General features: G+C 45.8%; 24 protein-coding genes. 9 read left to right on the top strand and 15 right to left on the bottom strand.

Annotation, left to right across the window (positions count from 1 at the left end; genetic code table 11):
* Window positions 1-113 precede the first annotated feature (113 nt).
* The 7 genes from hemJ to hemB form a co-directional block, all read right to left on the bottom strand.
* Window positions 114-656 (bottom strand): protoporphyrinogen oxidase HemJ, encoded by a 543-nt coding sequence (hemJ, locus tag VL525_RS19055; RefSeq protein ID WP_325388619.1) that lies wholly within the window; start codon window positions 654-656, stop codon window positions 114-116.
* Window positions 656-1,681, bottom strand: coding sequence for a uroporphyrinogen decarboxylase (hemE, locus tag VL525_RS19060; RefSeq protein ID WP_325388620.1), 1,026 nt, complete (start codon window positions 1,679-1,681; stop codon window positions 656-658). Before hemE ends, hemJ begins: the two co-directional genes overlap by 1 nt.
* Window positions 1,682-1,798: 117 nt before the next feature.
* Window positions 1,799-2,320 carry a hypothetical protein gene (locus VL525_RS19065; RefSeq protein ID WP_325388621.1) on the bottom strand — a complete coding sequence of 174 codons (522 nt, stop codon included), beginning with the start codon at window positions 2,318-2,320 and terminating at the stop codon, window positions 1,799-1,801.
* A 2-nt stretch (window positions 2,321-2,322) separates the two neighbouring features.
* Window positions 2,323-3,027, bottom strand: a complete 705-nt coding sequence (locus tag VL525_RS19070) for a response regulator transcription factor (protein ID WP_147031598.1) — start codon at window positions 3,025-3,027, stop codon at window positions 2,323-2,325.
* Between the two features lie 126 nt (window positions 3,028-3,153).
* Window positions 3,154-4,023 carry a HAMP domain-containing sensor histidine kinase gene (locus tag VL525_RS19075; RefSeq protein WP_325388622.1) on the bottom strand — a complete coding sequence of 290 codons (870 nt, stop codon included), beginning with the start codon at window positions 4,021-4,023 and terminating at the stop codon, window positions 3,154-3,156.
* A 65-nt stretch (window positions 4,024-4,088) separates the two neighbouring features.
* A complete protein-coding gene (gene hemL / locus VL525_RS19080) occupies window positions 4,089-5,456 on the bottom strand; it encodes a glutamate-1-semialdehyde 2,1-aminomutase (protein WP_325388623.1) in 1,368 nt (455 codons plus the stop codon).
* A gap of 135 nt (window positions 5,457-5,591) precedes the next feature.
* The gene (gene hemB / locus VL525_RS19085; RefSeq protein ID WP_325388624.1) at window positions 5,592-6,563 is read right to left on the bottom strand and encodes a porphobilinogen synthase; all 972 of its coding nucleotides are present in this window, start codon (window positions 6,561-6,563) and stop codon (window positions 5,592-5,594) included.
* Window positions 6,564-6,769: 206 nt separating this feature from the next.
* Here hemB and VL525_RS19090 point away from each other — a divergent pair, with 206 nt between their 5' ends.
* Window positions 6,770-7,738, top strand: a complete 969-nt coding sequence (locus VL525_RS19090; protein ID WP_325388625.1) for a DNRLRE domain-containing protein — start codon at window positions 6,770-6,772, stop codon at window positions 7,736-7,738.
* 8 nt (window positions 7,739-7,746) lie between these two features.
* Here VL525_RS19090 and hemC read toward each other — a convergent pair whose 3' ends face one another.
* Entirely contained in the window at window positions 7,747-9,321 is a 1,575-nt protein-coding gene (gene hemC, locus VL525_RS19095) for a hydroxymethylbilane synthase (protein ID WP_325388626.1), read from the bottom strand.
* Between the two features lie 685 nt (window positions 9,322-10,006).
* A complete protein-coding gene (gene hemA / locus VL525_RS19100; protein WP_325388627.1) occupies window positions 10,007-11,230 on the bottom strand; it encodes a glutamyl-tRNA reductase in 1,224 nt (407 codons plus the stop codon).
* A 148-nt stretch (window positions 11,231-11,378) separates the two neighbouring features.
* On the opposite strand from hemA, the gene VL525_RS19105 reads away from it, so the two are divergent.
* Window positions 11,379-11,807 (top strand): DoxX family protein, encoded by a 429-nt coding sequence (locus VL525_RS19105; protein WP_325388628.1) that lies wholly within the window; start codon window positions 11,379-11,381, stop codon window positions 11,805-11,807.
* Between the two features lie 73 nt (window positions 11,808-11,880).
* Window positions 11,881-12,879, top strand: coding sequence for an MBL fold metallo-hydrolase (locus VL525_RS19110; RefSeq protein WP_325388629.1), 999 nt, complete (start codon window positions 11,881-11,883; stop codon window positions 12,877-12,879).
* A 55-nt stretch (window positions 12,880-12,934) separates the two neighbouring features.
* Here VL525_RS19110 and VL525_RS19115 read toward each other — a convergent pair whose 3' ends face one another.
* Window positions 12,935-14,671 (bottom strand): thiamine pyrophosphate-dependent enzyme, encoded by a 1,737-nt coding sequence (locus VL525_RS19115; RefSeq protein WP_325388630.1) that lies wholly within the window; start codon window positions 14,669-14,671, stop codon window positions 12,935-12,937.
* A 74-nt stretch (window positions 14,672-14,745) separates the two neighbouring features.
* On the opposite strand from VL525_RS19115, the gene VL525_RS19120 reads away from it, so the two are divergent.
* The 3 genes from VL525_RS19120 to VL525_RS19130 are packed head-to-tail and all read left to right on the top strand — an operon-like array spanning window position 14,746 to window position 16,310.
* Window positions 14,746-15,063 carry a hypothetical protein gene (locus VL525_RS19120; protein WP_325388631.1) on the top strand — a complete coding sequence of 106 codons (318 nt, stop codon included), beginning with the start codon at window positions 14,746-14,748 and terminating at the stop codon, window positions 15,061-15,063.
* 10 nt (window positions 15,064-15,073) lie between these two features.
* Window positions 15,074-15,475, top strand: coding sequence for a VOC family protein (locus VL525_RS19125; RefSeq protein WP_325388632.1), 402 nt, complete (start codon window positions 15,074-15,076; stop codon window positions 15,473-15,475).
* A gap of 10 nt (window positions 15,476-15,485) precedes the next feature.
* Window positions 15,486-16,310, top strand: a complete 825-nt coding sequence (locus VL525_RS19130) for a hypothetical protein (RefSeq protein ID WP_325388633.1) — start codon at window positions 15,486-15,488, stop codon at window positions 16,308-16,310.
* 24 nt (window positions 16,311-16,334) lie between these two features.
* Here the strand turns inward: VL525_RS19130 and ispG are convergent, their stop codons facing one another.
* From ispG to VL525_RS19155, 5 genes are all read right to left on the bottom strand, one after another.
* A complete protein-coding gene (gene ispG / locus VL525_RS19135) occupies window positions 16,335-18,389 on the bottom strand; it encodes a (E)-4-hydroxy-3-methylbut-2-enyl-diphosphate synthase (RefSeq protein WP_325388634.1) in 2,055 nt (684 codons plus the stop codon).
* 87 nt (window positions 18,390-18,476) lie between these two features.
* A complete protein-coding gene (locus VL525_RS19140) occupies window positions 18,477-19,142 on the bottom strand; it encodes a hypothetical protein (protein ID WP_325388635.1) in 666 nt (221 codons plus the stop codon).
* A 123-nt stretch (window positions 19,143-19,265) separates the two neighbouring features.
* A complete protein-coding gene (locus VL525_RS19145; protein ID WP_325388636.1) occupies window positions 19,266-21,929 on the bottom strand; it encodes a carboxypeptidase-like regulatory domain-containing protein in 2,664 nt (887 codons plus the stop codon).
* Between the two features lie 10 nt (window positions 21,930-21,939).
* Window positions 21,940-22,869 (bottom strand): GLPGLI family protein, encoded by a 930-nt coding sequence (locus VL525_RS19150; RefSeq protein WP_325388637.1) that lies wholly within the window; start codon window positions 22,867-22,869, stop codon window positions 21,940-21,942.
* Window positions 22,870-22,871: 2 nt separating this feature from the next.
* Entirely contained in the window at window positions 22,872-23,768 is an 897-nt protein-coding gene (locus VL525_RS19155) for a GLPGLI family protein (RefSeq protein ID WP_325388638.1), read from the bottom strand.
* A gap of 193 nt (window positions 23,769-23,961) precedes the next feature.
* Between VL525_RS19155 and VL525_RS19160 the strand changes: the two genes are divergently transcribed.
* The 3 genes from VL525_RS19160 (at window position 23,962) to VL525_RS19170 (ending at window position 26,655) form a co-directional block, all read left to right on the top strand.
* Window positions 23,962-25,137, top strand: a complete 1,176-nt coding sequence (locus tag VL525_RS19160) for a sensor histidine kinase (RefSeq protein ID WP_325388639.1) — start codon at window positions 23,962-23,964, stop codon at window positions 25,135-25,137.
* A gap of 133 nt (window positions 25,138-25,270) precedes the next feature.
* Window positions 25,271-25,969 carry a LytTR family DNA-binding domain-containing protein gene (locus VL525_RS19165; RefSeq protein ID WP_325388640.1) on the top strand — a complete coding sequence of 233 codons (699 nt, stop codon included), beginning with the start codon at window positions 25,271-25,273 and terminating at the stop codon, window positions 25,967-25,969.
* A gap of 59 nt (window positions 25,970-26,028) precedes the next feature.
* On the top strand, window positions 26,029-26,655 hold the full coding sequence (locus VL525_RS19170) for an RDD family protein (RefSeq protein ID WP_325388641.1): 627 nt from the start codon (window positions 26,029-26,031) through the stop codon (window positions 26,653-26,655).
* Window positions 26,656-26,663: the final 8 nt, after the last annotated feature.

The following is a 26,663-nucleotide window of genomic DNA, read 5'->3' on the forward strand; positions in this document are numbered from 1 at the left end:
ACGAGATACGAGGAGAAATCTTATACGTTATATAATGGGGATATATTAGGTTTCTCCCCGCTACCTCATCACTTCTTTTAGAGGCTCACCGAAATGGCCCCCTTATAACCGAATCATTTCTTCAGTCTGTAATACTTATAAACCTTCACACAGAGCATAATGATCATCGAGAACAGCACGATGCCCACCGTGCCATAGATCCAGCTGATGCCATCCTTAACCACCGCCAGGAAAACGATAGCGAATAACAATATGGTAGCAACCTCGTTCCAAAGCCGCAATTGGGTCGAGCTCCATTTGTACACCCCATTACGCATTTGTTTAACGATATTCTGGCAGATAAAATGGTAAATCAGCAAGCCAACCACAAAGCCAAGTTTAAGGTGCATCCAGGGTTGTTGCAGCCAGGCCGGCACCAGCCAAAGCATGGTAATGCCAGCAGCGACGGTAAGTATCATGGAAGGCACCGTAATAGCATTCCACAACCTGCGCTCCATCACCTCAAATTGTTTGGAAAGAATAGTTTTCTCCGGTTCAGGCTTTTCCTGCGCCTCGGTATGATAGATGAACAGCCGCACAATATAAAACAGCCCCGCAAACCAGCAGACCACAAATATGATGTGTATGGCTAAAATATATGGATACGCAGCTCCCATTAATTCCGGTACTCTTTTATCATATCAACCGCATATTTCACATGGTCAAACGGGATATCCGGCATAATGCCATGACCCAGGTTAAATACAAAGCCGTTTTCGCCCTTCATACGGTCGAAAAGTCGATAGATCCGGTCTTTTATCACCTTCTTATCAGCATACAAAATATGCGGATCAAGGTTACCCTGTACGGCTATGCCTTTCGGTAACCGATGCTTTATGTCCAATAAATCAACATTCCAGTCGATAGAGACCACATCTGGCTGGGCTTCTGCCATCAGCGGCGCAAATACCGAACTGCCTTTGCAAAATGAAATTACCGGCACGTCTTTCCGGTTCAGCTTGCTGATGATCTCCGCAATGTATTTGTGCGAAAATTCCCTGTAGTCGTCCCACGCCAGCGCTTGCGCCCAACTATCAAATAGCTGTACGGCATTTACACCGGCAGCTATCTGCATGTTCAGGTAGTCGGCGGTTACTTTAGCAATTTTTGACAATAGCCGATGCGCCAGTTCCGGCTTGTTGTGCATCAGCAGTTTGGTCAGCTTGAAGTCTTTTGACGACCCGCCCTCAACCAGGTAGCTCATTACCGTAAATGGCGCTCCTGCAAAACCAATGAGCGGAATGCTGCCGTTCAGGCGCTGTTGTATCACTTTTATGGCATCGGCAACGTATTGCAGTTTATGTACAACTTTCGTATCCAGTTTGTCTACATCTGCGCTCGTACGCACCGGGTTTGCAAATTTTGGCCCGATACCGTTCGCGAAGCTAAGCTCGCCGCCCATCGCTTCGCCTGTCACCAGGATATCCGAAAACAAAATAGCAGCGTCAATTCCTAAAAGATCGACCGGCAGCATGGTAACATCCGCTGCAAGTTCGGGAGTTTTGCACATTTCCAGGAAGGAATATCTATTCTTTATATCCCAGTACTCCTTCATAAAACGGCCTGCCTGGCGCATCATCCATACCGGCGGGCGCTCTGTTGGCTCCGAAAATGCGGCTTTTATCAGTAATGAATCTCTCATAATATGCAGAAACGCGATACTTCGCGTGTCTATGATGTATTTTATTCAGAGACGCATAATCATGCGTGTCTGTGATGTATTTTATTAAGAGACGCATAATCATGCGTCTCTACAATGTTAATGTTTTTTTAATTCCTGTTTTACTTTCTCTATTACCGCCTTCATTTTGGCTGTCGTCTTCTCTTCGTGCTTTTCGGCATCGGCCAGGTAAACTTCTGCCTTTTCGTAACGTCCTAGCCTGATATTGATATTGGCTGCATGCACCAACGCGGCCACATGGTCATTCACCGACCGCAGGGGAAATTTCGATGCCAGGTCGTAATGCAACGCTGCTTCCTCATAATCCTGCTTGTACAGGTTAATATTTCCCAGCATGTATTCGTAAATACCGCGGCGTTTATCCATAAGCCATTCGGGCTTTTTTATCTGCTTTAACAAAGCTTCGGCGCCATCATAATCCTTATCATGATAATGTTTTGCGGCCAGCACCAGCGTGCCCTGTTTAAAGTACTCAACAATAACCAATACAACCAGCAGCAGGCAGGCCGCAGCCAGTTCGACAACCTGTTTGTAGACGAAAAATACCATCATCCCGGCAAAAACCGTCAACACAAATATACGCGCCTTGTTACTGAACATGCTTAGTGGCTATCGGTAAACTTATACCCCACGCCCCGGATAGAATGGAAATAAACCGGATTTTTGGGATCTGGTTCGAAATATTTACGGAAAGTAAGGATAAAGTTGTCGATAGTACGGGTGGATGGGTAAACGTCGTAATTCCATACCGTTTCAAGTATCTGCTCGCGCGATACCGCTTCGTTACGGCGTTCTATCAGCAGCTTTAGCAGCATGGTTTCTTTTTTGGTCAGCGGGGTAATGGAGCCATCGCCGTTAACCAATTCAAATGAGTTGAAATGGATAGTTTTGTCGCCAATTTTATAGCTGTTGAATTCCTTCAGATCTTCCCCTTTCAGGCTTCTTTTTACCAGGTTATTAACGCGAAGGATCAGTTCTTCCAGATTAAAGGGTTTGGTCAGGTAGTCATCAGCGCCTTTCTTCAGGCCGGCTATCTTGTCCTCGTTGGTGTTCTTTGCGGTCAGGAACATAATCGGCACTTCCGAGTTTTCCAGCCTGATAGTTTCAGCAACCACGAAACCGTCTACTTCGGGCATCATCACGTCCAGTATCACCAGGTTAAAACGTTCTTCCTTAAAACGCTGAAGCGCCTTTTTGCCATTATTGGCGGTGGATACTTTATATCCCTCCAGTTCGAGGTTAAGTTTTATAGCTTCCAGCAGGTGTTCTTCGTCCTCTGCCAGTAAAATTCTCTTTTTGCTCAGCATGTGATTTTAAGATTTATTTAATACACTAATTTTCACGAATTTATCGCGAATTACACGAATTTATTTGACCTAACTGTCATATTACCGTAAACGAGTAGGCCTATAATAATTGGCTTCAATTTGTGGTTATGCAAATACCACTTCAAATATACTTCCCGAAGGATCATTGTCCCTTACCTTTATGCTGGCCTCGTGCTTATCCAGCACCTCTTTCACGATATAAAGGCCAAGTCCGGTGCCTTTGGTGTTCCTGGTATCTTCGCTGCCCACACGGTAAAATTTATCAAAAATACGTGGTTTTTCAGTATCCGATATGCCAATGCCATGGTCGGCAACTTCCAAAAATATCTTGTTATCCCGTGAGTAGAGCCTTACATCAACCACCTCGCAGGGCCCCGAATATTTGATAGCATTTTCTATCAGGTTGGTAACTACGGATGTTAATGCAAACTTGTCCCCAGTTATCGCGATCTTTGGCTCTATTTCAGCGTTGATCAATTGCTGGGTCAGGTCGCACTTGTTCAGTTGCAGCCGGTTGACAACATTATCAACCAATGCCGACAGGTTAAATTCAGCCTTCGGAAATGTATACGACCGGTTATCGATCTTCGATGCCAGCAGCATATTTTCTACCATATCATCAAGGCGCTCGATGTCCAATAGCGATTTACCTATGAAGTCTTGTATCTGTTGTTTGCTCAGGTCGCGTTTTTGAATAGTCTGCAATAACAGTTTAATAGATGCCAGCGGCGATTTTAACTCGTGTGTTACCGAAAGCAGGAAATTTCTTTTCTGGTCCTGTAGCCGACGCTCCTTTTTAATGGACTTATGCAGGCTGATCGCCCCAACCAGGAACACCAGTATAAAGGTACTGCCCTCGCCCATGATCATAGCACGCCGCTCGGGCTGCAGGTGTACCAGCATATAACCCCACCACGTCAGCTCGGCTAACGCATAAATAATGAGTGCGTAAAAAATGACAAATGGTCTTTTCATTTCATTTTATCTTTTCACCCTTGATCAAGTCTCTCTCTTTTGGAGAGGGATTTAGGGTGAGGCTATTACTTTCTGAAGACTAAATCCAAACTTTCAAAAATAGCACGTTTAGCTTTTTCCAGGTCCACCTTGGTATGCGCCGATGATATAAAACCGACTTCATATCCCGAAGGACCCAGGTAAATACCCCTGTTCAGCAATTCGCGGTGCATGATCTTAAACTTCTCCATGCTGGCCGGGTCGATCTCTTCGGCGCTGCCGATAGTTTCTTTATCCGTAAACGCGAACCAGAATATCGACCCGATACTGAAAACCTTAAATTTATAATTTCTCGCGGTAGCAAAACGCTGTATCGACTCGGTAAATTCTTCGGTCTTGTTGTTCAGGTCGCGGTAAAAGCCCATACGCAACAATTCTGTCAGTTGGGCAATACCCGCTGCCATGGCCACGGGGTTGCCGGAGAGTGTACCCGCCTGGTAAACCGGCCCATCGGGCGATATACTGCCCATGATCTCCGCCGACGCCCCGTAGCAACCTACAGGCAAACCACCACCTATGATCTTGCCATAAGTGATAATATCAGGCTGGATACCATAGTGCCCCGCAGCGCCTTCAAACCCTACGCGAAAACCCGAGATCACTTCATCAAAGATAAGCAGCGTTCCGTTTTTGGTGCATATATCGCGCAGGTACTGCAGGTATTCTTTGGTTTGAAGCAACAAACCATTGTTGGCTGGTACCGGTTCGATGATGATCGCCGCTATCTGATCTTTAAACTCTTCAAAGGCCTTGTCCAATGCCGCCGTATCGTTCAGTCCGACAACAATAGTCTCATCGGCAAAGGATTTGGGTACCCCTGCGGATGACGTTTCGCCAAAAGTAACCAGGCCCGACCCTGCTTTAACCAGCAGCGAATCGCTATGACCGTGATAACATCCTTCAAACTTTAGTATTTTATCGCGTTTGGTGTAGCCCCTCGCCAACCGGATAGCCGACATTACCGCTTCGGTGCCCGAACTTACAAAACGCAGTTTTTTGATAAACTTGTTGTTTTTCAGCAGCAGCTCAGCCAACTCGCTCTCCAAAGCTGTAGGTGCGCCGAATGACATCCCATTCTGCATTACTTCGATTACCTTCTCGCGAACTTTTGGGTGATTATGCCCCAGTATAAGCGGCCCCCACGAGCAGCAAAAATCGATAAACTGATTGCCGTCCGCATCCCATATATGGCAGCCATCACCTTTGGATATGAAAAGCGGTGTGCCATAAACCGATTTAAAAGCCCTTACCGGCGAGTTAACCCCGCCTGGAAAAAACGTCTTCGATTTTTCATACAGTTCAGCCGACTTCTCCCGGCTTATATCCGGCTTACCTGTTGTGTTAACAGGTTCGTCACCCTCATTCGAAAATATTTTTTTTATTGAATCAAGCATTTCTTTTTAGCTGAAAGCTAAAAGCATAAAGCTTAAAGCTTGTATTTTATATTAGTTATTATATTAATTTTCTGCTCCTAATAGTTTGCTTTTAGCTCAAAAAAGCTTTCTGCTTTGGTCTTTCTGCTTTTCGCTCTATAACCATTTATTCTCCAGCACTTCCTTCGCGTGATAGGTTAGTATTGCCGTCGCTCCTGCCCTGCGGATGCTGGTGAGTACTTCGGTAATGGCGCGCTGTTCGTTCAGCCAGCCTTTTTGTATGGCGGCCTTTATCATAGCGTACTCGCCGCTTACGTTATAGGCTGCAATCGGTAATTCGGTATTATCTTTTAGTAATTTAATAACGTCCAAATACGGCAAAGCTGGTTTTACCATTAAAAAGTCGGCGCCTTCCGCTTCATCCAGGTCGGCCTCAATAAGCGCCTCGCGCTGGTTAGCCGGGTTCATCTGGTAGCTTTTCTTATCCCCAAATTTTGGCGCCGAATTTAATGCATCCCTGAACGGTCCATAAAATGCGCTGGCGTATTTGGCCGTGTACGACATAATAGAAACCCCGGTAAAACCGTTATCATCCAATACGTTCCGGATATATTCCACACGTCCGTCCATCATATCCGACGGCGCAATAATATCGGCACCCGCGTGTGCATGGGCCAAAGCCATTTTGCCCAAAACCTCCAGCGTTTCGTCATTCAATATCTGGCCGTTCTCAACAATGCCGTCGTGCCCGTCGCTGCTGTAGGGGTCCATGGCAACATCGGTTATCACGCAAGCCTCGGGGAAATTCTTTTTTACTTCGCCTATAGCGCGCAGGTAAAGGCTTCCGTCACGGTAGCTTTCAGTAGCAAATTGATCCTTCAACGATTCTTCGATATTCGGGAACAGGTCGAAAGCGTTCAGCCCCAGTTTCAGGCAGCTCTCTACCTCGCGCAGCAAATTATCCACCGAATGGCGGTAAATCCCTGGCATTGAGGCCACTTCGGTTTTCTGGTTGTTACCATCGATAATAAATAAGGGGAATATCAGGTTGGCCGCGCTTACATGCGTTTCCTGTACCATTTGGCGGATAGCATCGCTTTTCCGGTTTCTTCTTGGTCGTTGCAGCATTTTTATATACGGCGCGGGATTATACTGTACCCGCCCGGAATGACAAAGTTATACAAACCATGACAATTATGTAAGGATTAACCGCCTAAAGATGCATTATGGCTTGTAAATGATTTTTGTCATAATAACTTCCGGACAGACAGGGAACTGACTTGCATAACTAAAAATTTTGTTATAACTTTATCCCACCTGGATACTTAGATCATATGAAAACCCCTATTTCGTTTCTCGCGTTAGCAGTAGGTTGCCTGCTGGTAATAAGCGCATGCCAAAAAACAAAGATCGCTCCTACTCCCGATAAAACTTCAGATCAGACAAAAACAAAGCTGCATTCAGTAGCTGTGGCCGAGGCTGATGTTACAATAACTTTACCACAGGATTCGGTTCAATTAACAGGGCAAAGCGGCACACCCGGCGATACGGTGGTTGGCTATTTGTGGAGCCAGATATCCGGGCCCAACGAAGCTACGATCATCAACGAAAGTTCACAGTCGGCATGGGCAAAAAAGCTGGCCGAAGGCACCTACCTGTTCCAGTTTATGGTAATTGACAAAGGAGGTTCGACGGGCATCGATACGTTAACGGTAACCGTTAAACCTTCGGATATAACAACCCTCGACCTGTCGCCGGCAAATAATCCAGGCGAGTCGAATATAGCGATACTGGGTAGTGTCGACGCAAGTAATCACGTGTCTATTGAGGAGCCCCTTTCAGCCTGGACCATTAATGGCGTGCCGTTTACGGTGAGGAACCTTCTGAAATTCGACCTCAGCAGTATCCCGGCTAATGCAACTATCCAGTCAGCCCAACTTGTTATGTATTCCGATACCATCCCTATGAACGGTGACCTGATACACGCCAACTACGGTGTCGATAACTCGGTGCTTATTCAACAGGCTGCAACTTCCTGGGATTCGTCAACTTTAACGTGGTTCAACCAGCCGGCAGGGTTACCGGACAACCAGGTGGTGGTACCCTCTACCACACAGCCATATCTTAACATCAATGTGAATGTGAAAGATATCGTAAGCTCGATGGTGAAAAATAATACCAATTATGGGTTTAAGCTGCAACTTCAGCATGAGGATATATACACCAGCAGGATATTCTGTTCAAGTTATTATAGTGACGCGACGCGGCATCCAAGGCTTATTGTGAAATACCGTAAAAATTAACGCCGGGGTTATAACCCAAATACCGCTTCCGCAAGGCCAACTTCGTCGGGCGAGAACGGCAGCATATATTTCGTGCCCATGTCATCGAATTTTCGCCCGGTAGATTTGCCTATGGCGATCACTTTCTGATTAGGCTCCAGCAAGTTGTCGCTAAAGTACGCTTCTACATTCGACGGACTGGTGAACACGAGCACATCGGCCCCTGTCCCTTCCACGTTTTCTTCCAGTACAGTTTCGTATACTGGCAGATCTATGATCTTTGTATCGGCCGACAAGCCCTGTTGGATGCTGCGCATCGAATTCTCGGAACCGGGAAACAGTATTTTTTTACCATTAGCTATTTTGGCGAATTCGCGAGCGACGTCAACCGTGTCTATACCTACACCGGTATATTGTGTAAAGTGACCCTTCAGCCGCAGTGCTTCTTCAGATCCGGCACCCATCACGCCGAATTTAACATCGGGCGGTAATTGCGGATCTAACTGGAAGAAATATTCTATCGCGTTTTTGCTCGAAAAGAATATCCAGTCGATATCCCGTAATATATAAGGATCAAGTTTATTAATGACGCGTACCGTACGGATGAGCGACCGTGCTTCAACTTTTATATCATGCTTCTCCAGCGCTTTGCGGAAATAGCTGTGCTCGGATAACTCGCGAGATATAAACACGCTCATCGGAAATTTCCGCTGCGGATCAAACCGGGCAACCACCTTTTCCGCCAGGCCATCAGAGGTCTCCGACTCCAAGAACAACCTGTCAGGAAACTCCTCGCCTGTGTTAGCCTTTGAGGTGAATACCTGGAACACTCCATCGTCCCTGCGGCAATAACAGCCCAGTGGTAAGTGGCAGCCGCCGCCAAATAGTTTCAACACCGTGCGTTCAACGGCAAGTGCCTCGGCCACATCAGGGTGGTGCAATATTTGGAGGACATTAAGCAGCTCCTGGTCGGTCTCGCGTATCTGGATAGCCAAAACACCTTGTGCCGGCGCGGGTACAAGCTCCACCGGCGTCAATTCCTCCACATGAAATTCACTGAGATCGATACCCAGCCTGGTTACGCCTGCTTTGGCGATCATAATGGCGTCGTATTTTTCGTCGCGCAGCTTTCCTATGCGTGTCGGTACATTCCCCCGAAGTTCCTCTATTTCCAGGTCGGGCCGGTAAGCCAGTAATTGGGCCTTACGCCTGTTGGATGATGTACCTACTATGGCACCGTATTTAAGGGACATTTTCTGGCGGACATCCACGCAGTCCTTCAGTATCAGCAAAAGTTCAGATGGATCCTCGCGCTCGGATACGGCAGCGATGATGAGTCCCGGCGGATTTTCAGTCGGCAAATCTTTATGCGAATGTACGGCCAGGTCTATCGTGCCTGCCAATAGTTCTTCCTCCAGTTCCTTGGTGAAAAAGCCCTTGCCTTCCAATTTGTCAAAACTCAGGTTCAGTATACGGTCGCCCTGTGTTTTGATGATCTTTAATTCAGCAATAATATTGTTTTCGGCAAGGCGGTCCTTCACAAAATTTGCCTGCCACAACGCCAGGTCGCTGCCACGTGTACCGATGATAAGTTTTCTGTCCAAGAGAGGGTTTGATTATTTGCCCGCAAATTTAGCTTTTTGCGGGGATGATTAGATGATTAATTTATAATATGAGCACGGTGCGAACCTGCAGTAAGATATATAACTCATTTTAGGTATATTTTCGTAATGGGCAATTTATTTACTTTGTTATGTACCTGCAAGACGATGAAGATCATGAATATTATAGCAAGAAAACAGAACCGTTCTAACGATTTAGCTACCAAAGCATTAGTTGTTTTTATTTACCTGTTGGCTATGGCACTCATGCTTTTCGCAGCCTTTGAACTGGGCAAGCATGTGATTTGGTTTTTTAATTGATCGCGATATTAATCCCCCTAACTGATCTTACTATTATTTAATCCTGTTTCCTTATTACAGAAAGCCGCTGTCAAAAGCGGCTTTTCTGCTTTACTGCGGGGGTAATATCAGTTATTCTTTACTATCGACATACCTTATTTTAGGGATTAACTTCCAGCAATTAATATCGTTTATTTAGGAAATTAAAAACGATAAAATGCTTAAGCTGATAAAAAGTCAAGCCCGGGCAAATGACGGGGTAATGAGCTTGGTGGCCGTATTAATAGGTATACCGGCAGGGACATGTTTACTGCTGCTGGCAATGGCTTTGTTAAGGGCTATCTTCGGAGTTTTAAATTGATCGCAGGTTTTAGTTCCCGCTTTAAGCTCAGGAATTGATCAGTATCTCTTTCGCCATGATCATCGGTACGCTGATGTACTTTTTTTCCATATAGGCGATCACTTTTTCCAGCACCTCGCGCGACTCTTTGTCCATGCTCTGAACTTCATCGGCAAAAACTGTATTAAGCGCGGTTTTTCGTATTTCTTTTATCTTTTCAGGCACTTCGCGCATAGCTACTTCAACGCGGCGCTGCTTTAGCATAGGAACAAATTCGATGATATTTTGCTCAATTATCTTTTCGGCATGCACCAATTCCTCGTAACGCTCCTGCATATTCTTTTTTGCAATATCGTTAAGCGATTGCACCTCGATAAAATTAACCGGGAACTCAGCCAGAACTTCGGGCGCTGTATCATTCGGCACTGCCAGGTCAACGATGGTTTTCTTATCCGTTTCACCATTCAGCAAACTACGGTACAATTCCCTGGTAATGATGGGCTCTTTACAGGATGTACAGGTAATGATCACATCAAAACCTTTTTTGTATTCCGGTAATTCATCAAGGGTGAAAGCTTCTCCGCTCAGGTCGGCTGCCAGGTCTTCGGCTTTGGATAAGGTGCGGTTAAAAACTGCGAAATTGGAAAATTTATGTTTTTGAAGGTATTTGGAGATGTTCCGGTTAGTTTCGCCAGCGCCGATGATCAGTATACGGGCATTGGAGCATTGTTTAAGATCTTTAAGTTTTCGGTAAGCGAGAGAGACGACGGAGATAGGGTTTTTGGCGATGCTGGTGTGGGTATAAACTTCCTTGGCAGTTTTGACCGCGGTGCTCATCACCATGCGCAGGTAATCGCCCGTCAGGCCCGCGTCTTTGCAGCATTCATATGCCTTTCGCATCTGGGGCAGTATCTCCTTTTCGCCCACCACCATGCTTTCCAGCGAGCACGAGGTACGCAGTAAATGGTTCAGCGCCTCGTTATCTTCATATACTGTCCCACCCTTAATAAAAGTATCGATATGGTTGGAACAGATGCCCATATCCAACGCATGAATAAATTTTGTAATGAAGTCGTTGTCGATGGGGTTAGCTGTGGCCATCACAAATTCGACGCGGTTGCAGGTGGCAACATAAAATATCTCCGGAATGTCGAACAGTACTTTTATCTTTTGCAGCTTCTCCGTCAGGTTCTCCTGGCAGATCACCAATTTCCCCAATTCCTTCAGCTCGATCTGCTTGTGCGTAAAAGCAATTATTTTTAAATACTTCAACTCGGTTTTAATTTTAGCCCAACAAAAGTAACAGGATTAGCTTAGCGTAGTGTCAACACTTTGTCATTCAAAGCAATTTAGAAGGTTTCTAAATAACAAATTCTGTGTATTCCAAACCATTTTAACGCAATACAGTTATCCTGTTCTGATGATATACCGATCAATGCAAACCTTTAAAAAGATCAGCCTGATCGTATTTATAATATTTTACCTGTTTGCCGGCATCAATCACTTCCGTAACCCTGCCTCGTACCTGCGCATCATTCCTGCTTATATTCCTTATCCGGCAGTTGCTAATGTTCTTGCCGGTTGCTTCGAGATATTGTTTGCGATAATGATGGCTGCTCCTAAAGTAAGAAAATTTGCAGCATGGGGCATTATTTTAATGCTGATCGCATTTTTGCCGGTGCACATCAGCATGATCGGCAACGCTCCTTTAAAACTGGGCAACCTGGTTGTTACACCCTTTTTGGCCTGGTTAAGGCTGGTTGTATTGCAGCCGTTATTAATATTATGGGCGTTTTGGTTTACAGGGCAAAGCGATTATGCAGAGCATTGGCCGCACACATCGCGATGACGCAAAAGTCAGTTTTACGGCAAACTTACGCCGCATTTAAAGCGTAACTTAGTTATAATAACGATACTTGCGCATGAATTTAAATAGTGCCCGCAAAAAGGGCCGCAAATTTCTAAATCCTGTTCCGACAAACGAGGTCGGGTTTAACAAGTTCTTTCCTATTTTAAACGAATATATAAGCAATAAGGCAGAGACTATCCCCAAAATACCCCTTGGCCCGTTTACAACAGATCCGTCCGTTTATAAAAAGAAACCTGCAAGCGGTTTGCGCATCACCCTGATAGGGCACTCGAGTTTATTGATAGAAATTGACGGCAAACGGATATTGACCGACCCGGTATGGAGCGAACGCGCATCGTTCCTGTCTTTTATGGGCCCGAAGCGTTTTTTTGAGCCGCCATTACCGTTAAACATGTTGCCAAAATTGGATGCTGTTTTATTGTCGCACGATCATTATGATCACCTAGACAAAGCGACCATCAAATTTTTTGCGGGTAAAAATATACCTTTTTTTACCTCGCTGGCCGTGGGGAACTACCTGGAAAAATGGGGCATCGATCCTAATCTTATCACCGAATTGGATTGGGGCGATAGTGCTATGATAGCCCCGGATATGATATTGACCTCAGTGCCTGCAAGGCACTTTTCCGGCCGCGGCATTGTCAACCGTAATGAAACTTTGTGGGCCGCCTTCGTCATCAAGGGCCCCGAGCATAATATCTTTTTCGGGGCCGATTCGGGCTGGTTCGACGGTTTTGCAGATGTTGGAAAAGTTTATGGCCCGTTCGACCTGACGATGCTCGAGATAGGCGCCTACGGCAAATACTGGCCCGACATACACATGGGGCCAGACAATGCATCGAACGCGCACCTGGCGTTGAAAGGTAAACTGATGATGCCCATTCACTGGGGTACTTTTAACCTGTCTACCCATGCATGGTACGAGCCTATTGAAAGGCTTTTGCAATACGGCGAGGAAAAACATATCGACCTGTTTATACCTGAGCCGGGCAAGCCAACTGAAGCTATAGGTCCGCTGAATTCGGAATGGTGGGTTTCTTCCAAGTCCTGAGTCGAAAGTCTTAAGTCAGGAGCCGACTGTAAATTTCGGAGTTAAGATCCTCGATTTAAAAAACCTCTTTCAAATGTTTGTAATTAGCTTTGATTGTGTCCACTACCTCATCCATCCGGCCGTTCAAAACTAATTTCGACATAGAAAGCGCCATACCTTTTACCTGTTCAAACTCCACTTTCGGCGGCATGGCCAGGGCGTTAGGATCAGTAAAGATATTGATCAACACCGGGCCCTTATATAAAAATGCTTCTTTCAGCGCTTGTTTTACTTCATCCGGGTCTTTCACTGTCATGCCTTTCATACCCATTGCCTGCGCCACCATAGCAAAATCAGGGTCGTACATATCGGTTTGCCAGTCGGGTATACCGGCAACTTCCATTTCCAGTTTTACCATTCCCAGCGACCGGTTGTTGAACACGATCACCTTAATGGGCAACTTGTATTGGGTGATGGTGGCCAAATCGCCCAGTAACATGGAAATACCGCCATCGCCACAAAGGGCAACCACCTGCCTGTCCGGGCAGGTTAAGGCTGCACCGATAGCCTGCGGCATAGCATTCGCCATAGAGCCATGATTGAACGAGCCCAGCATTTCGCGTTTGCCTGTGGCGTTGATGTAACGTGCACCCCATACGCAGGACATACCTGTGTCTACCGTAAAGATGGCATCCTTAGCAGCGATACCATCTATCATTTTAGCCACGAATTCAGGGTGTATCAGTTCCTTTACCCCTCCGTCATCTACATAAGTCTGCATGTTCTTTTTTACCTCGGCATAAAGTTTCAGCTGAGCCTGCAAAAAACTATTATCGGCTTTCTGCGGCAATAACGGCAACAAAGCCCGTAAGGTATCTTTTATGGAACCGGATAAACCTATATCCACCTTTGCGCGGCGACCAATGCGCTCAGGCTTGATATCCACCTGCACTATCTTGCAATCGACCGGCATAAATTGGGTGTATGGGAAATCTGTACCCAAAAGGATCAGCAGATCCGACTCATTCATGCTATGAAATGCCGACGGCAAGCCGAGCAGGCCGGTCATTCCCACCTCGTTCGGATTATCATACTGAATACTCATTTTCCCGCGGAAGGAATATCCCACGGGAGCGTTCAGCCGCCCGGAAAGTTCGACCACTTCGTCGTGGGCATCCGAGGCGCCGATGCCGCAAAATATCGTGATCTTACTGTGCTGCTGTATTAATTCAGCAAATTGCTTCAAGTCATCGTCAGACGGCTTTACCTCGGCCACCGGGTTGTAATTTTGCACAGAAGTGATGATGTCCTCCGCATCCATTTTAGCGAGGTCGCCGGGCAACCCAACAACGGCCACACCTTTTTTGTGCAAAGCATGCTGGATACCTGCCTGTAACATCCGGGGAAGCTGCGCCGGTGTGGTAGCTACCTGGTTATAGCAACTGCAATCGTCAAAAAGCTTCATGGTATTGGTTTCCTGGAAATATTCCGATCCGAATTCGGTACTCATTACCGTAGAGGCAATGGCTATAACCGGCGCGCCGGATTTGTGCGCATCATACAATCCGTTGATCAGGTGCACATGCCCCGGCCCGCTGCTGCCTGCGCAGCAGGCCAAGCCACTTAATTGCGCCTCGGCACTGGCAGCATAAGCACCTACTTCCTCGTGCCGCACATGTATCCATTGTATCTGACCGTTCCGCCGTACTGCGTCATTCACTTCGTTCAGGCTGTCGCCAGTTACCGCATATATTCTTTTAATACCGGCATTTACCAGCATTTCCACCAGTTGGTCCGCTACATTCTTCGCCATGGTTTTGATTTTATTTATCTAATCAACATCTGCAATATTTTAAAGTTTGTACCTTGCTTTATTAAACTATTATTATGGGACGTATCGTAATAGTCGCCTATAAACCTAAAGAAGGTATGGCCGAAGAGCTTAAGGCGCTAATGAAAACCCATATGCCCCGGTTACGTGCGGAAATGCTGGTAACCGACCGTGAATCAATTATCGCAGAGGCGGCCGATGGCACCATCGTCGAAGTTTTTGAATGGCTGTCGGACGAGGCTATCCGGCAGGCACATGAAAACGCGAACGTGCGGCAAATGTGGAGTGAATATTTTGCTGTGTGCGATTGCATTCCGTATGGCAATTTAGCCGAGGCTTCGCTTACGTTCCCCGGCTTTAAGCCGCTTAACTAAACAACAATTAATGGAACCACAGATAAATGCGATAACCATTGCTGCACAGGACATCCAGTCGTTAAAAAGATTTTACAACCAGGTGCTTGAATGGAAAATACTGACGCAAAATGACAAAGTGGTGATGTTCAGGCTGAACAACACTATCCTGACCATTTGCGCAACGGATGTTTTTACAGAATATTCCGGCATGCAACCCGTGAGTTCAGAGGAAAAGAGCTTTTACTTAACTGTCAACCTCGATTCGCCCAAGCGTGTTGATCAAACTTTACAAAAGTTAGCTGCCCTGAATGTGGATATTGTAAAAATGCCAAAAAAAGCTTTTTGGGGTGGATACAGCGGCTTCTTCGCCGACCCGGAGGGAAACCGCTGGGAAGTTTGCTTTAACCCGGCGCCGAATACGATTGTCTAGGCGCTAAATTATGACTTACTCTGTTAGACAAATGATTGAAAGTAGTCCGGCGCTAAGCTCGACTACACCCATTTATACAGACACTTTCGCTTTAACAATTGGGGGCGTTCTGAATATCTATGACGACTTAACAAAAGAAGACCATGACTTGATAATTGGCGCGGAAAGACTTAGTCAAATTCAATTTGCAGGCAATAAATTAAATGACAAGACCCTCCGTTACATCAACGAAATGCTTTTGCCCTCTAAACCAAATATTTGTTTGAGGATTGCATTAAATGGGCAAGGGGCTTTCGACAGCCTGGACTTTCTATCAAATCTTCCAAACTTGAAAAATCTTACTACAGACTTATTCAAGACCAATGAGATTGAGAAAATCAACAAATATTTAAAATTGAACGTTTTGGCTATCGGAACACACAAAGTTTCTTTAAAGCCTATTATTCAACAGGCCGCCCTAAAAAATCTATTTATTTTTAACCAACCCAAAGACATCGAAATAGTAGGACAAATGCCCTGGCTTGAAAATCTCACCTTTTCAATGCAAACTTTAAAGAGTCTCGATTTTTTAAGTCCATTAAGCGAACTGAAAGAACTACATTTCATGCTTGGCGGGACAAAGAATTTATCCAACCTACCAAACATTGGCAAAATTGAAAAGCTATCGTTTATGTGGGTGCGACAACTTATGATTGAAAATCTTTTACCTATCAATGAAATGAGGCATTTAAAAGAGCTATCTTTTGACACACAGGTACATTTGACTGATTTAGATTGGCTAAAAGACAAGAGCATCAAAACCGAAATAAGAAACTGCAAAAAATTTAAGCAGTAAGATTTTTACATAAGCGCGAATTACTTAGACCTGCTCAATCCAGTTGCCGTCTTCCTTGATGATACCGATCAGTTCATCCAAAGCATTGGCTGAATTGATGTTTTTCTTCACCGCTTCCTTACCTCTGTAAAGGGTCACCTTATCCGTTCCCGAACCAACATAACCGTAATCCGCATCCGCCATTTCACCCGGACCATTAACGATACAACCCATAATGCCGATCTTGAGGCCTTTCAGATGGCTTGTCCGGCTGCGTATCATTTGCGTAGTTATCATCAGGTCGAACAGGGTACGCCCGCAGCTAGGGCACGATATATATTCCGTTTTTGATATCCTGGAGCGTGTCGCCTGTAAAATACCAAAGGCTGTCGATGTAATTACTTTTGTTTCGATTCCAGGTGCGTCTATCCATATCCCATCGCCGAAGCCGTCAACCAGCAACGCGCCGAGGTCGGTAGAGGCGTAGAGTTGTAAGTTCTGAGTCCTGAGTCTTAAGTCTTCAGTCGTTTCATCCGGAGCTGACTTCAGACTTCCGACTTCAGACTTCAGACTATACGAACGCTTAATTATCACCGGAACATCCAGTCCCAATTCTTCCATTTTAAAAAAGAAAGTCCGCTGGTCGGCCATGCCGTGTAGTTCATCTGTTTCCAGCACGAAAACCAAACTTTTATCTAAAGTGATCGACCCGAACTCATCCGACTCCACATCCGAAGATTTGATACGGACCAGGTTAAGGGCCGATGTTCTATCTTCTGCCGCAATATATTCCGGCAAAGTAAACACCGGGTGGCACAATGTTTTGTCGGCCAGTTTTTGCCACGTTGGATAGTTATAAAGTTGCTTTAAATTCCCCGGGAAAGTAAATGACGGTAAGGCATCCGCCAGGTACACAAAATCTACAGACTGTTCACCCATCTGGTATTTGTCCAGCAATGGCGAATAGATATACCCGGCATCATTCAGTACAGCAGGATCTTTCAGATTGGAATGCGACAAGTCGACCACTACACGCGGTACCATATGCCCGCCGATGAACGCGTTGGCTTCGTAGGTCTCTCTTTTCTTATAGGAATAAGGATCATGTGCAGGTGAAAGGTTAAAGGTTAAAGGAGAAAGGTTTTTCTCCTCTCCATCATTCCCTTTCACCTTTGGCCTTTCGCCTTTTGCCCTAAGCGCATAGCGCTGTACCAAGGCAATAGCCACGGGTGCTTCCGCTTCAGGTTCTTCGGTTAAGGATACACGTACGGTATCGCCCAGGCCGTCTTCCAGCAAAGTGCCTATGCCTACTGCCGATTTGATACGCCCGTCTTCGCCGTCGCCGGCTTCGGTAACGCCCAGGTGCAGCGGGTAATTCATGCCTTCAGCTACCATGGTTTCCACCAGCAACCGGTATGCCTGAACCATCACTTGCGGATTGCTCGATTTCATCGATATCACCAGCTCGTAATAATTCAGCATCTCGCATATCCGCATAAACTCCATCGCGCTCTCCACCATACCCTGCGGGGTGTCACCATAACGGCTCATGATGCGGTCGCTTAACGACCCATGATTGGTGCCGATGCGCATAGCGGTGCCATATTCCTTGCACACCTTTACCAGTGGTGAAAATTTCTGGTAAATGCGTTCCAGTTCAGCCTGGTATTCGGCATCGGTATAGTCTATCTGGTCGAATTTCTTTTTGTCGGCGTAGTTACCGGGGTTCACCCTCACCTTTTCTACAATACGCGCGGCAACTTCAGCAGCATTGGGGGTAAAATGAATATCGGCCACCAAAGGCGCTGTATAGCCGCGTGCCCGTAATTGCTTTTTGATCTCCGCCAGGTTCTGCGCCTCCTTAATGCTTGGCGCGGTGATCCGCACATACTCACAACCGGCGTTGATCATCCTTATCGATTGCTCTACCGTACCAATGGTATCCATGGTATCGGTAGTGGTCATGCTCTGGATGCGGATAGGGTTGTTGCCGCCCATAGGTACATCGCCGATATGCACCTCGCGGGTCACAAAACGAGAGTATTCGGTTAACGAATTACAGTAACGGCCGGGAAGTGATTTAATGGCATCAGCATTCATGCTGCAAAAATACGGATTTGTTATTTCAGACTTATGAAGTTTCAGAAACTTCGTAAGTCTGCCAACCGCCAACTTAAAACTGCCAACTCACTTTTCCTCCATCATTTTTATGGCCTCGTCATATTTGGCAATCAGCGATGGTGCCCTGTCAAATGCCCAGCCTTTGTAATTATCGCGCATCAGCACCAGGCTGGTGTGGATATTCTCCTGCCTGCGAGAATCGTAGGTTAAAAATATGTCGGCCACTTTATCCTCCAGCTTATCTATTCTTGCCTGCTGTGCGTATATATCGGTTAGTTTTGCTATCAGGGCGAAGTCGGCCTTGGTGATAATGTCTTTACTTTTAGCTACCTCCCAGGCTACCGTGCTTAGGTCGCGGTATTGGATACCGTCAGGCGCCAGCAGCTTTAGATGAAACTCGTCGTTCACAATGATCTTTTGCTGAAATTCTTTTGACTGCAGGGCCGAATCAATGTTCCTTAACACCATTTTCTGGTAGGTATATTGCTCTGCTTCAGCTTTTTTGTTTTTTACCAGCTCTTCCTTAATATTTTTCAGCAACTCCTTCGTTTCATTTTTTTCGTGCAGCCCATTAAAATATTCGGTAAGCACTAACGCCAGCAGCACGCTGAATATGATCAAAACCGACTCGCCCAGGTACTCTTTTATATCGCGGAGCACATAAACTTCGGGTTTATCTTTTTTATGGTGTGTTTTTGGTTCTTCGGCAGGCGTGGCTGGCTTGTCTTTCATAGCGCTGATTTACAGCTTAAAAATAGAAAGAATTCCCGGATGTTATAAATCGAAATACTGCAAAATTGTAATATTATTCCGGGGAGCGTTACAACCTTCAACCCTTACAACATTTCAACATATTCACAAATTAAACATTACCTTCAAAAGCACGATCCTTCCCGGCAAGGTATAGGAACTTGCCGTCAGGGCATTGGCCGACAGGTAAAGCGCATTGTAGGTTTTGACATTCAAAAAATTGGCGGCGCTTAGTTCAAAGTCGGCTTTGAGTTTAGTTAAGCGGTATTTTACTGAAGCATCCGCAAAAAAGTATTTCAGATCCGGGTTTCCCTGCTGGCGGGTAAAGTAATGCTCACCTGAAAGCTTGAACTGCAGTTCGTCCATCGGGTTATAATTCACGGATGCTTGTTGCTGCAATTGATCAATATGAAAAGCCGATGCTTCCACTGTTGAGTGACTGGCGGTTTGGATGCCTGTAGCCTTGTAGCTGAAATTCACCTGGCTGCTCACTTTGGTCTCGGCGCCAAAACTCAGCGATTCGGTTTCGGTATTAAAAGGCAGCAGCGTATTGTTCTGTATCTGTACCGAGCGGCTGCTTTGCCATTGAACGCCACTGCTGAAAGTAGTGCGTAAGGCAAACGAATATTTGCTCACCGATCCGTTCAGCATCCACGAATCGGTGCTGTTGGGATAAGGAAGCATGACACGTTTCTGCACATTGTTGGTGATAATGCTCGACGAAATATTGTTGGCACTGGTATGGCTATAAAGCGCATTAACACTAACGAAAAATAAAATTAGCGCCTTACGATAGTTGAAACCGATACCGGCCTGCTGGTTTTGCTGCAACGTCAGATCAGCACTATTAGCGTAGAGTGTGCGGTAATCCCTCAGTATATTTCCCTGGTAAATATCTTCAATGGTGCCTACCTGGTTCCGGTAGTTGTACATCAGGTTCAGATAATTTTCCGCGCTAACCTGGTATTTCATCCTGAATTGCGGGTTGAAATAAAGACGTGTCAAACTCCTGTTCAGCGCGTAGGTAGTATCCGAATAATCGATCTGCTGCAATGTGAGCGGCAGCGTAAGATTGGCTTTAAGCTTATCGCCCGGTATATCGTAAGCCAACTCGGTATAAGCCTTCTTCTTCATCCAATTAAGGTGATTAATCGCACTGTCTGATTGCAGGCTGACGCTGCTATTGTTCTGAATAACGCCCAGGTTCGATGTCAGCGTTTGCGACTGTACGCTAAAACCAGCCCTGAAACTTTGCGTAACAACATTGCCCGGTATTTTGAACGAGAGGTAGTTGTTGGTATACCATGTAGGAACATTCACATGCTGGATCAGTTGCGAATAAGGCACACCGTGGTTAAATAGGGAGTCGTTGTAACTGGGTTGTATGGAACGATTCTCCGGCTCGGTTGTATGACTGAAATAAGAATATGCCTGGATGACATAATTGGATTTCAGCGTCCTGATCAGGTTGAACTCGTTAGAGAAACTGAATGCATTATCGCGGAAATTCTGTCCTACCACGCTTCCGTTGGTATTGAGCGCCGAATTCCAGGCCGAACGGCTACCGTCCATCAACAGCACGTTATTCAGGTAATACTTGTCCTGGTTTATATTCAGGGTAAATCCGGCATGAAATATATCCGGCCTGTACCGGGTGTGCTGCGTTTCGGTGTAACGCACCGTATCGCCCGGCAGAAAAATATTAGTTCGCTGATTATAATCCTGTTTTTGGTTATCGTGCAGGTAGTAAGCATTCACTTTCAGCTGAACTCCTTTTTTCAGGTTCACCAGGTTGTTCAAATTTAATATTCCGGCCTGGTTAAACAGGTACCGGTTCTCGGCCAAAGCAGGTGTATTGACCGAGCCGAGAGAAAGCACCGTTGCCGGGATATTGTTATCGATACGCTGCATGTAGTCGTTATAGTTGTGCGATACCAGGTCCTGCTGCAAGTCATGACCGGTGTTATTACCGTTCAGGTAATTGATGGCCTTATATTTATCCTTGAACATCATCGCGTTCAGCTCAGCATCGTAATTCCCGGGCAAGCCCGCTCCAATGCTTTCCTGCCCTACCATCTGTAGCTTGGCACCCTTTTTAATGCTCAGATTTAAAGCCACATCATCGCTCATTACTTTGTTTTGAAGTGCTTTAATAGGCTGATCATTCTGGATCACCTGCACCTTATCAACCACGCCCTGCGGGATGGTGTTGGTGGCAATGTTGTATTTATCATCCAGCAGGTTATCACCGCCGATATACACCGTACTTATTGGCTTGTTGTTGTAGCTGATCTTCCCGTCGGCAGCTACAGTTATTCCGGGAAGCTTTTTGATCACTTCGCCTATGGTCCTGTCCTGCGGATTAGCGAATTCCGAAACTTTGTAGCTAATCGTGTCGCCATTTACACGCAGTACCGGCCGGCTGCTTTTGATCACAACAGCCTGCAACTGGTTAACGGAAGCCTGCAGCACAAAATCAACAGGCCCGGTGCCTGTAATACTTTTTGCCTGACTCTTATAACCCATGCTCCGCACTTCAACCATAAGACTATCCGTCTTTTGTCCCTGTGGAAGCACAAGGTTATATGTTCCGTTATCTGTCGTTGTGCTATAGGCCACAATGGCATTGCTTGCCTTGTTTTTCAGGTTGACAGTGGCGAAAGGCACAGCCTTATCCGTACTATCTTTAACCGTTCCGTGAACGTTTCCCTGGGCAAAACAGAGCGTAGAAAGTGCCATGCCGCATAGCAGCAGTATAAAAGCTCGCATAAAACGCCTGTTATTTCTCCGGTAATTCGATCGGGTTATTGTTAACCGGCTGCGGACCCATCTTGATGTTTATCTTCATCTGGTCTGAACCTGCCGGCCTGTTGGCATTGTGTGCAGCCATCATGGATTGTACAAAGGCATCAGGGTCTTTACGCATGGCCTCCTGTAACTTGCTAAACTCTTTGTCGGTTGTTTTGATAGCGTTTTTGGGCAGTTGTATGATATTGGGATCGCCGCCATTGTCTCCGCCTATCACTATCATCCGTGGCCCCGGGCCGTCACTTTTTGTTTCAGCCAGCTTTTCTTGTTTATCGGGTTTGGTAACAAACACTTTTTCTACACCATCAAACATAAACTGCACATCTTTCTTCGCATCATAAGCTTGCACGATAACACCGGGCAGACCGTTCAGCTTCCATGGGCCAACGTGCAGCGGCATATCGGGGCAGAACCAGGCGGTATAATCGCGTCCTTTGAAATGAGCGGCAGCCTTCTGGCAATGCAAGCCCCCGAACGTCGCGGTATCATTACTTATTTTCCAGTCAATAGCCGGCATGGCATCGTCTATCAGGTAGGTATCCATAACCAGCGGTTCTTTCCTCGCCAGCTTTTTATCATTGGGGAACTGGTAATACTCGCTGGATGAACCCCGCCTGTGCCTTTGAATGTTAAAATGACCGTCCGGCGAACTGGCCAGCGCCGCTTCCATTTGCTTTTTAGCTTCGGCCTGCTCAAGTATGTTGTCATAGCTTCTGTAAGCGCTTGAGTTTCTGCCTATATACAGCCCCATGTTTTCGGTATAAGGATGGTCGCGGTTCGTGGTATCGCGTACATGGGTAAATTTGTAATGCACCAGTACCTGGGCGGTGTCGGGTTTTTGGGCTTCGGCGGCCTGGCATGTTCCTGCCAGCGCTGCGCATATTGCTAAATATATTTTCATGATTATTGGTTTTCAGGTAATTCAATGGGGTTATTGATCACTGGGCCCATTAGCGGAGGACCCATTTTAACCTGATCCATTTTAGGGCCGTTGCCCGCGTTTACCGCCTGTACAACGCCGTTAGGATTTTTTCTCATGGCTTCCTTCAATTTGTCAAAATCCTTTTGCGTGGTTTTTATCGAACCGGCGGGTGGCGCTATCAAATTCATGTCGTCATCCAGGTCGCGTAGTATAGGGGGCAGGTCTTTTTTATCAACTGCCGGCCCATTTCCCTGTGATGTAGGCACCGCTTTTTCTACCCCGTCAAACTGAAATATTACTTCGTTTTTTGCATCGCGCGCATCTACGATCACGCCGGGCAAGCCAGTCAGTTTCCAGGGCCCGGTGCGTACCGGCAGATCGGGGCAGAACCATGCGGTGTAATCCCTGCCTTTAAAATGACCTGTGGCTTTCTGGCAATGCAGGCCCCCAAAAATTGCGGTATCGCCGTTGGTTTTCCAGCCGATCATGGGAAGCGGGCCCTCGATGGCATAATTGTTGGCCATTAGCTGATCCTTGGTCAGTAATTTTTGCTGATTGGGATACTGATAATATTCAATGTTCGAACCTACGCCTCTTCGGTTTATCATGGGGTGTCCATCGGGGCTGGCGGCAACCGCTTCAGCAAAGGCTTTTTTAAATTGCGCCTTATAAACTACACCATCGTAGCTCCTGTAAGCGCCCGCGTTTTTACCTACATACAATACCATATTTTCGGTGTAAGGGTGCGCCCTGTTTGCCGTGTCCCTCACCCACGAGAACTTGTAGTGTACCAGTAACCGCGCTGTATCCGATTTTTGGGCTTCAGCTGCAATACACGTCGTTAGTAAAGTGACGACCATTAGTAATTGCCTATTCATAATTGTAGTAATTTTAAGCAATACTATTTTTTGCGCGTCAACCAATAAAAACTTTGGTACGAACAGCATTTGTAAGCCGATGAAATAAAGATATTTGTTATTTGGGATTTCAAAAACCGGCAGTTTATACCGTTATTGCATGGGTTAACAACATTAATTTTTTAGGCAGTCCCGCTGTTTTATTTTTGTTGATATGTTTAAAATAAGGAAGAAAGACTGGATAGAAATCGTGTTGCATGTTGCCTTTTGGGTTGGCGTTTTCTATACGCTTTTGTCGCTTACCGAGACGCACGTAACCATACGCGTTGACCATGCCGTTGGTGTCAAAAAAGATCCTGTTATGATAAAGGACGTCAGGCATGCGTTGTCGGCTCACTTATTTATCACACTGGGATTTCTTGTCCTGTTATTCTATGGCAACATCTTCTTGTTATTTAAAAAGGCTTTGCAATTCAAAAATATATTGATCAGGGTGGCTATCCCTGTGGCTTTTTTTGCCGGCGTGTTCGCGGCGAATTATTACATGGATCATTTACTATATGCGCCGGTAAGCGATCAGCCATTCAGGCGTACTTTTAAATTCGACCAGCAAACCGAAGCTCCTCCCATGTTGCCTGTTATAAAAAACAACCTTGTGTTACGATCTGATGCTATGGTATTTACCAGGGATGGGTTGTCCAATACCGTATTGTTCATTTTCATTATCGTATTCGGGCTTTCTATAGCTTATTTTTTCCTAAAGGAATGGTCAAGAACCGAACAAATGCGATCACAGCTGGCAGCAGTTCAGCTGGATACCGAGGTGAAATTCCTGAAATCGCAGGTAAACCCGCATTTCCTTTTTAATACGTTGAACAACCTTTTTTCGATGGCGCAAAGTAAGGGCAATGAAGACCTGGCAGACGGCATTTCGAAACTTTCGGGGATGATGCGCTACATGATCTATGAGAGCAATGAGGAAAACGTGCCATTGAAAAAAGAGATCGAATACCTGGAGAATTGCATCCTGCTTAATAAATTGCGTTATGCGGATGATGAGGTAAAGGTAGTATTCAATTATCCTGCGCAAACAGAAGGCATTTTGATAGCCCCTATGCTCTTTATCCCTTTTGTCGAAAATGCCTTTAAGCACGGGGTGCTGATAGGCCATACTTCTGAAATCTATATTGCTATTGCAGTTACCGGACAGCAGTTGCTGTTCCGTTGCGAAAACGCAGCCTATGAGGTTAAAAAAATGGACGAGAAAAGCGGTATCGGGCTGGAAAATGTAAAGCGGAGGCTCGAACTGGTTTATCCCGGCAAGCACAGCCTTGAGATAAGAAATGCTGATGGTAAGTTTTTGGTTGATCTTAAAATTGACCTGGAATGATGTACTTTGCCTCACCCCTGCCCCTCTCCAAAGGAGAGGGGTGCATTAAACAGCCGCCATTTTTCAACCGGACATCCAAAGTCCTCTCCTTTGGAGAGGATTTAGGTGAGGCGACCCTTAAAATTGACCTGGAATGATAACCTGTATAGCAATTGATGATGAGCCCAGGGCCCTGGAGGTGATAGAACGGTATTGCCAGAAAAGTAATTTGACCGATCTTAAGGCCACCTTCCGAGAGCCGGTAAAAGCCATTGAATTCCTGAATAGGGAAAAGGTGGACCTGGTATTCCTCGACATTAACATGCCCGATATCAGCGGCTTACAATTAATTCAGACTCTGGCAGATAAACCGATGGTAATTTTCACCACGGCTTACAGCACCTACGCAGTTGAAAGCTATAGCCTGAATGCCATAGACTACTTACTAAAGCCCATCACTTTCGATCGTTTTTTAGCCGGGGTAAATAAAGCTGCCAACTTACTTCAAACTAAAAACAGCAACAGCGCCAAAGACGATGAATCCGCAGCGGTATTCATCAAAAGCGGCTCGCAAACCTACCAGGTGCGCATAGCCGATATACTTTACCTGGAAAAGGACGGAAATTATATCACTGTTTTTCTGAAAGACAAGCAAATACTTATCAGGGAGAACATGGGCGATATTTTTGATCTTGTGCCTGCATCGGAGTTTGTGCGGGTGCATAAATCGTACGTGGTGGCTATCAAACATATCACCATGATAGAGGTGCACCAGCTTATTATTAACGGCACCAAGATCCCCATTGGGAGTACCTATCGCGAGCCTTTGAGAGCACGCTTGGGCCTCAAATAGTATACATTTCGTTTAATACTATTGATAATTTTTTTATCTTTCATCAGCAATTAAACTGGATGATCAATACCTATTACCTTATCGAAGGCAACGAGCAGATCGGGCCTTTTTCACACACCGAATTAATGGAGCGGGGCCTGTCGCCCGATGAAATGGTGTTATCGCCATTGACAAACGAGTGGAGTGCCGCTTCCAATCTGCCCGAGTTAAATAATTATTTCACATCGCAGGGAATTTATTTCCCTACAAAAGTCAATGCCGCAAATTTTTGGTGGCGGTTGCTGGCGTATATCATCGATTATGTCATGCTTATAATTGTCTTCGGGGTAGCGGGTACCTTTCTTGGTTTTATCGAGGCCTATACCGGTATACAAACCGAAAGCCTTTTTGATGATAGTAGTGATTTGACACTAAAGTTATTGCTTGTAGTCTGTTTCTTTCTGTATCATTCCATTTTCGAATCGACACGTGCGCAGGGAAGCGTAGGCAAGATTATTTGCCAGTTAAAAGTAGTTGATGCGGAAGGCAGAAGAATACGCTTACGCAGGGCGCTTGGCCGTAACCTGGCTAAAATACTCTCAAGTATTATGTGCGGTATAGGCTATCTTCTTATTTTTTGGAACGACCGCCACCAGGCGTTGCACGACCAAATAGCCAAAACGTATATAGTCAGGAAAACGAATTAGAAGTTAAG

The sequence above is a fragment of the Mucilaginibacter sp. genome, assembly GCF_035492695.1.
Taxonomy (GTDB): domain Bacteria; phylum Bacteroidota; class Bacteroidia; order Sphingobacteriales; family Sphingobacteriaceae; genus Mucilaginibacter.

Coding starts and splice junctions, on each gene's coding strand:
- VL525_RS19160 (WP_325388639.1), top strand. CDS start 23,962: ATGTTTAAAATAAGGAAGAAAGACTGGATAGAAATCGTGTTGCATGTT.
- VL525_RS19165 (WP_325388640.1), top strand. CDS start 25,271: ATGATAACCTGTATAGCAATTGATGATGAGCCCAGGGCCCTGGAGGTG.
- VL525_RS19070 (WP_147031598.1), bottom strand. CDS start 3,027: ATGCTGAGCAAAAAGAGAATTTTACTGGCAGAGGACGAAGAACACCTG.
- VL525_RS19125 (WP_325388632.1), top strand. CDS start 15,074: ATGGAACCACAGATAAATGCGATAACCATTGCTGCACAGGACATCCAG.
- VL525_RS19075 (WP_325388622.1), bottom strand. CDS start 4,023: ATGAAAAGACCATTTGTCATTTTTTACGCACTCATTATTTATGCGTTA.
- hemB (WP_325388624.1), bottom strand. CDS start 6,563: ATGCTGCAACGACCAAGAAGAAACCGGAAAAGCGATGCTATCCGCCAA.
- VL525_RS19090 (WP_325388625.1), top strand. CDS start 6,770: ATGAAAACCCCTATTTCGTTTCTCGCGTTAGCAGTAGGTTGCCTGCTG.
- VL525_RS19155 (WP_325388638.1), bottom strand. CDS start 23,768: ATGAATAGGCAATTACTAATGGTCGTCACTTTACTAACGACGTGTATT.
- VL525_RS19170 (WP_325388641.1), top strand. CDS start 26,029: ATGATCAATACCTATTACCTTATCGAAGGCAACGAGCAGATCGGGCCT.
- VL525_RS19065 (WP_325388621.1), bottom strand. CDS start 2,320: ATGTTCAGTAACAAGGCGCGTATATTTGTGTTGACGGTTTTTGCCGGG.
- VL525_RS19110 (WP_325388629.1), top strand. CDS start 11,881: ATGAATTTAAATAGTGCCCGCAAAAAGGGCCGCAAATTTCTAAATCCT.
- VL525_RS19150 (WP_325388637.1), bottom strand. CDS start 22,869: ATGAAAATATATTTAGCAATATGCGCAGCGCTGGCAGGAACATGCCAG.
- VL525_RS19145 (WP_325388636.1), bottom strand. CDS start 21,929: ATGCGAGCTTTTATACTGCTGCTATGCGGCATGGCACTTTCTACGCTC.
- VL525_RS19120 (WP_325388631.1), top strand. CDS start 14,746: ATGGGACGTATCGTAATAGTCGCCTATAAACCTAAAGAAGGTATGGCC.
- hemE (WP_325388620.1), bottom strand. CDS start 1,681: ATGAGAGATTCATTACTGATAAAAGCCGCATTTTCGGAGCCAACAGAG.
- VL525_RS19130 (WP_325388633.1), top strand. CDS start 15,486: ATGACTTACTCTGTTAGACAAATGATTGAAAGTAGTCCGGCGCTAAGC.
- VL525_RS19140 (WP_325388635.1), bottom strand. CDS start 19,142: ATGAAAGACAAGCCAGCCACGCCTGCCGAAGAACCAAAAACACACCAT.
- VL525_RS19105 (WP_325388628.1), top strand. CDS start 11,379: ATGATATACCGATCAATGCAAACCTTTAAAAAGATCAGCCTGATCGTA.
- VL525_RS19115 (WP_325388630.1), bottom strand. CDS start 14,671: ATGGCGAAGAATGTAGCGGACCAACTGGTGGAAATGCTGGTAAATGCC.
- ispG (WP_325388634.1), bottom strand. CDS start 18,389: ATGAATGCTGATGCCATTAAATCACTTCCCGGCCGTTACTGTAATTCG.
- hemJ (WP_325388619.1), bottom strand. CDS start 656: ATGGGAGCTGCGTATCCATATATTTTAGCCATACACATCATATTTGTG.
- hemL (WP_325388623.1), bottom strand. CDS start 5,456: ATGCTTGATTCAATAAAAAAAATATTTTCGAATGAGGGTGACGAACCT.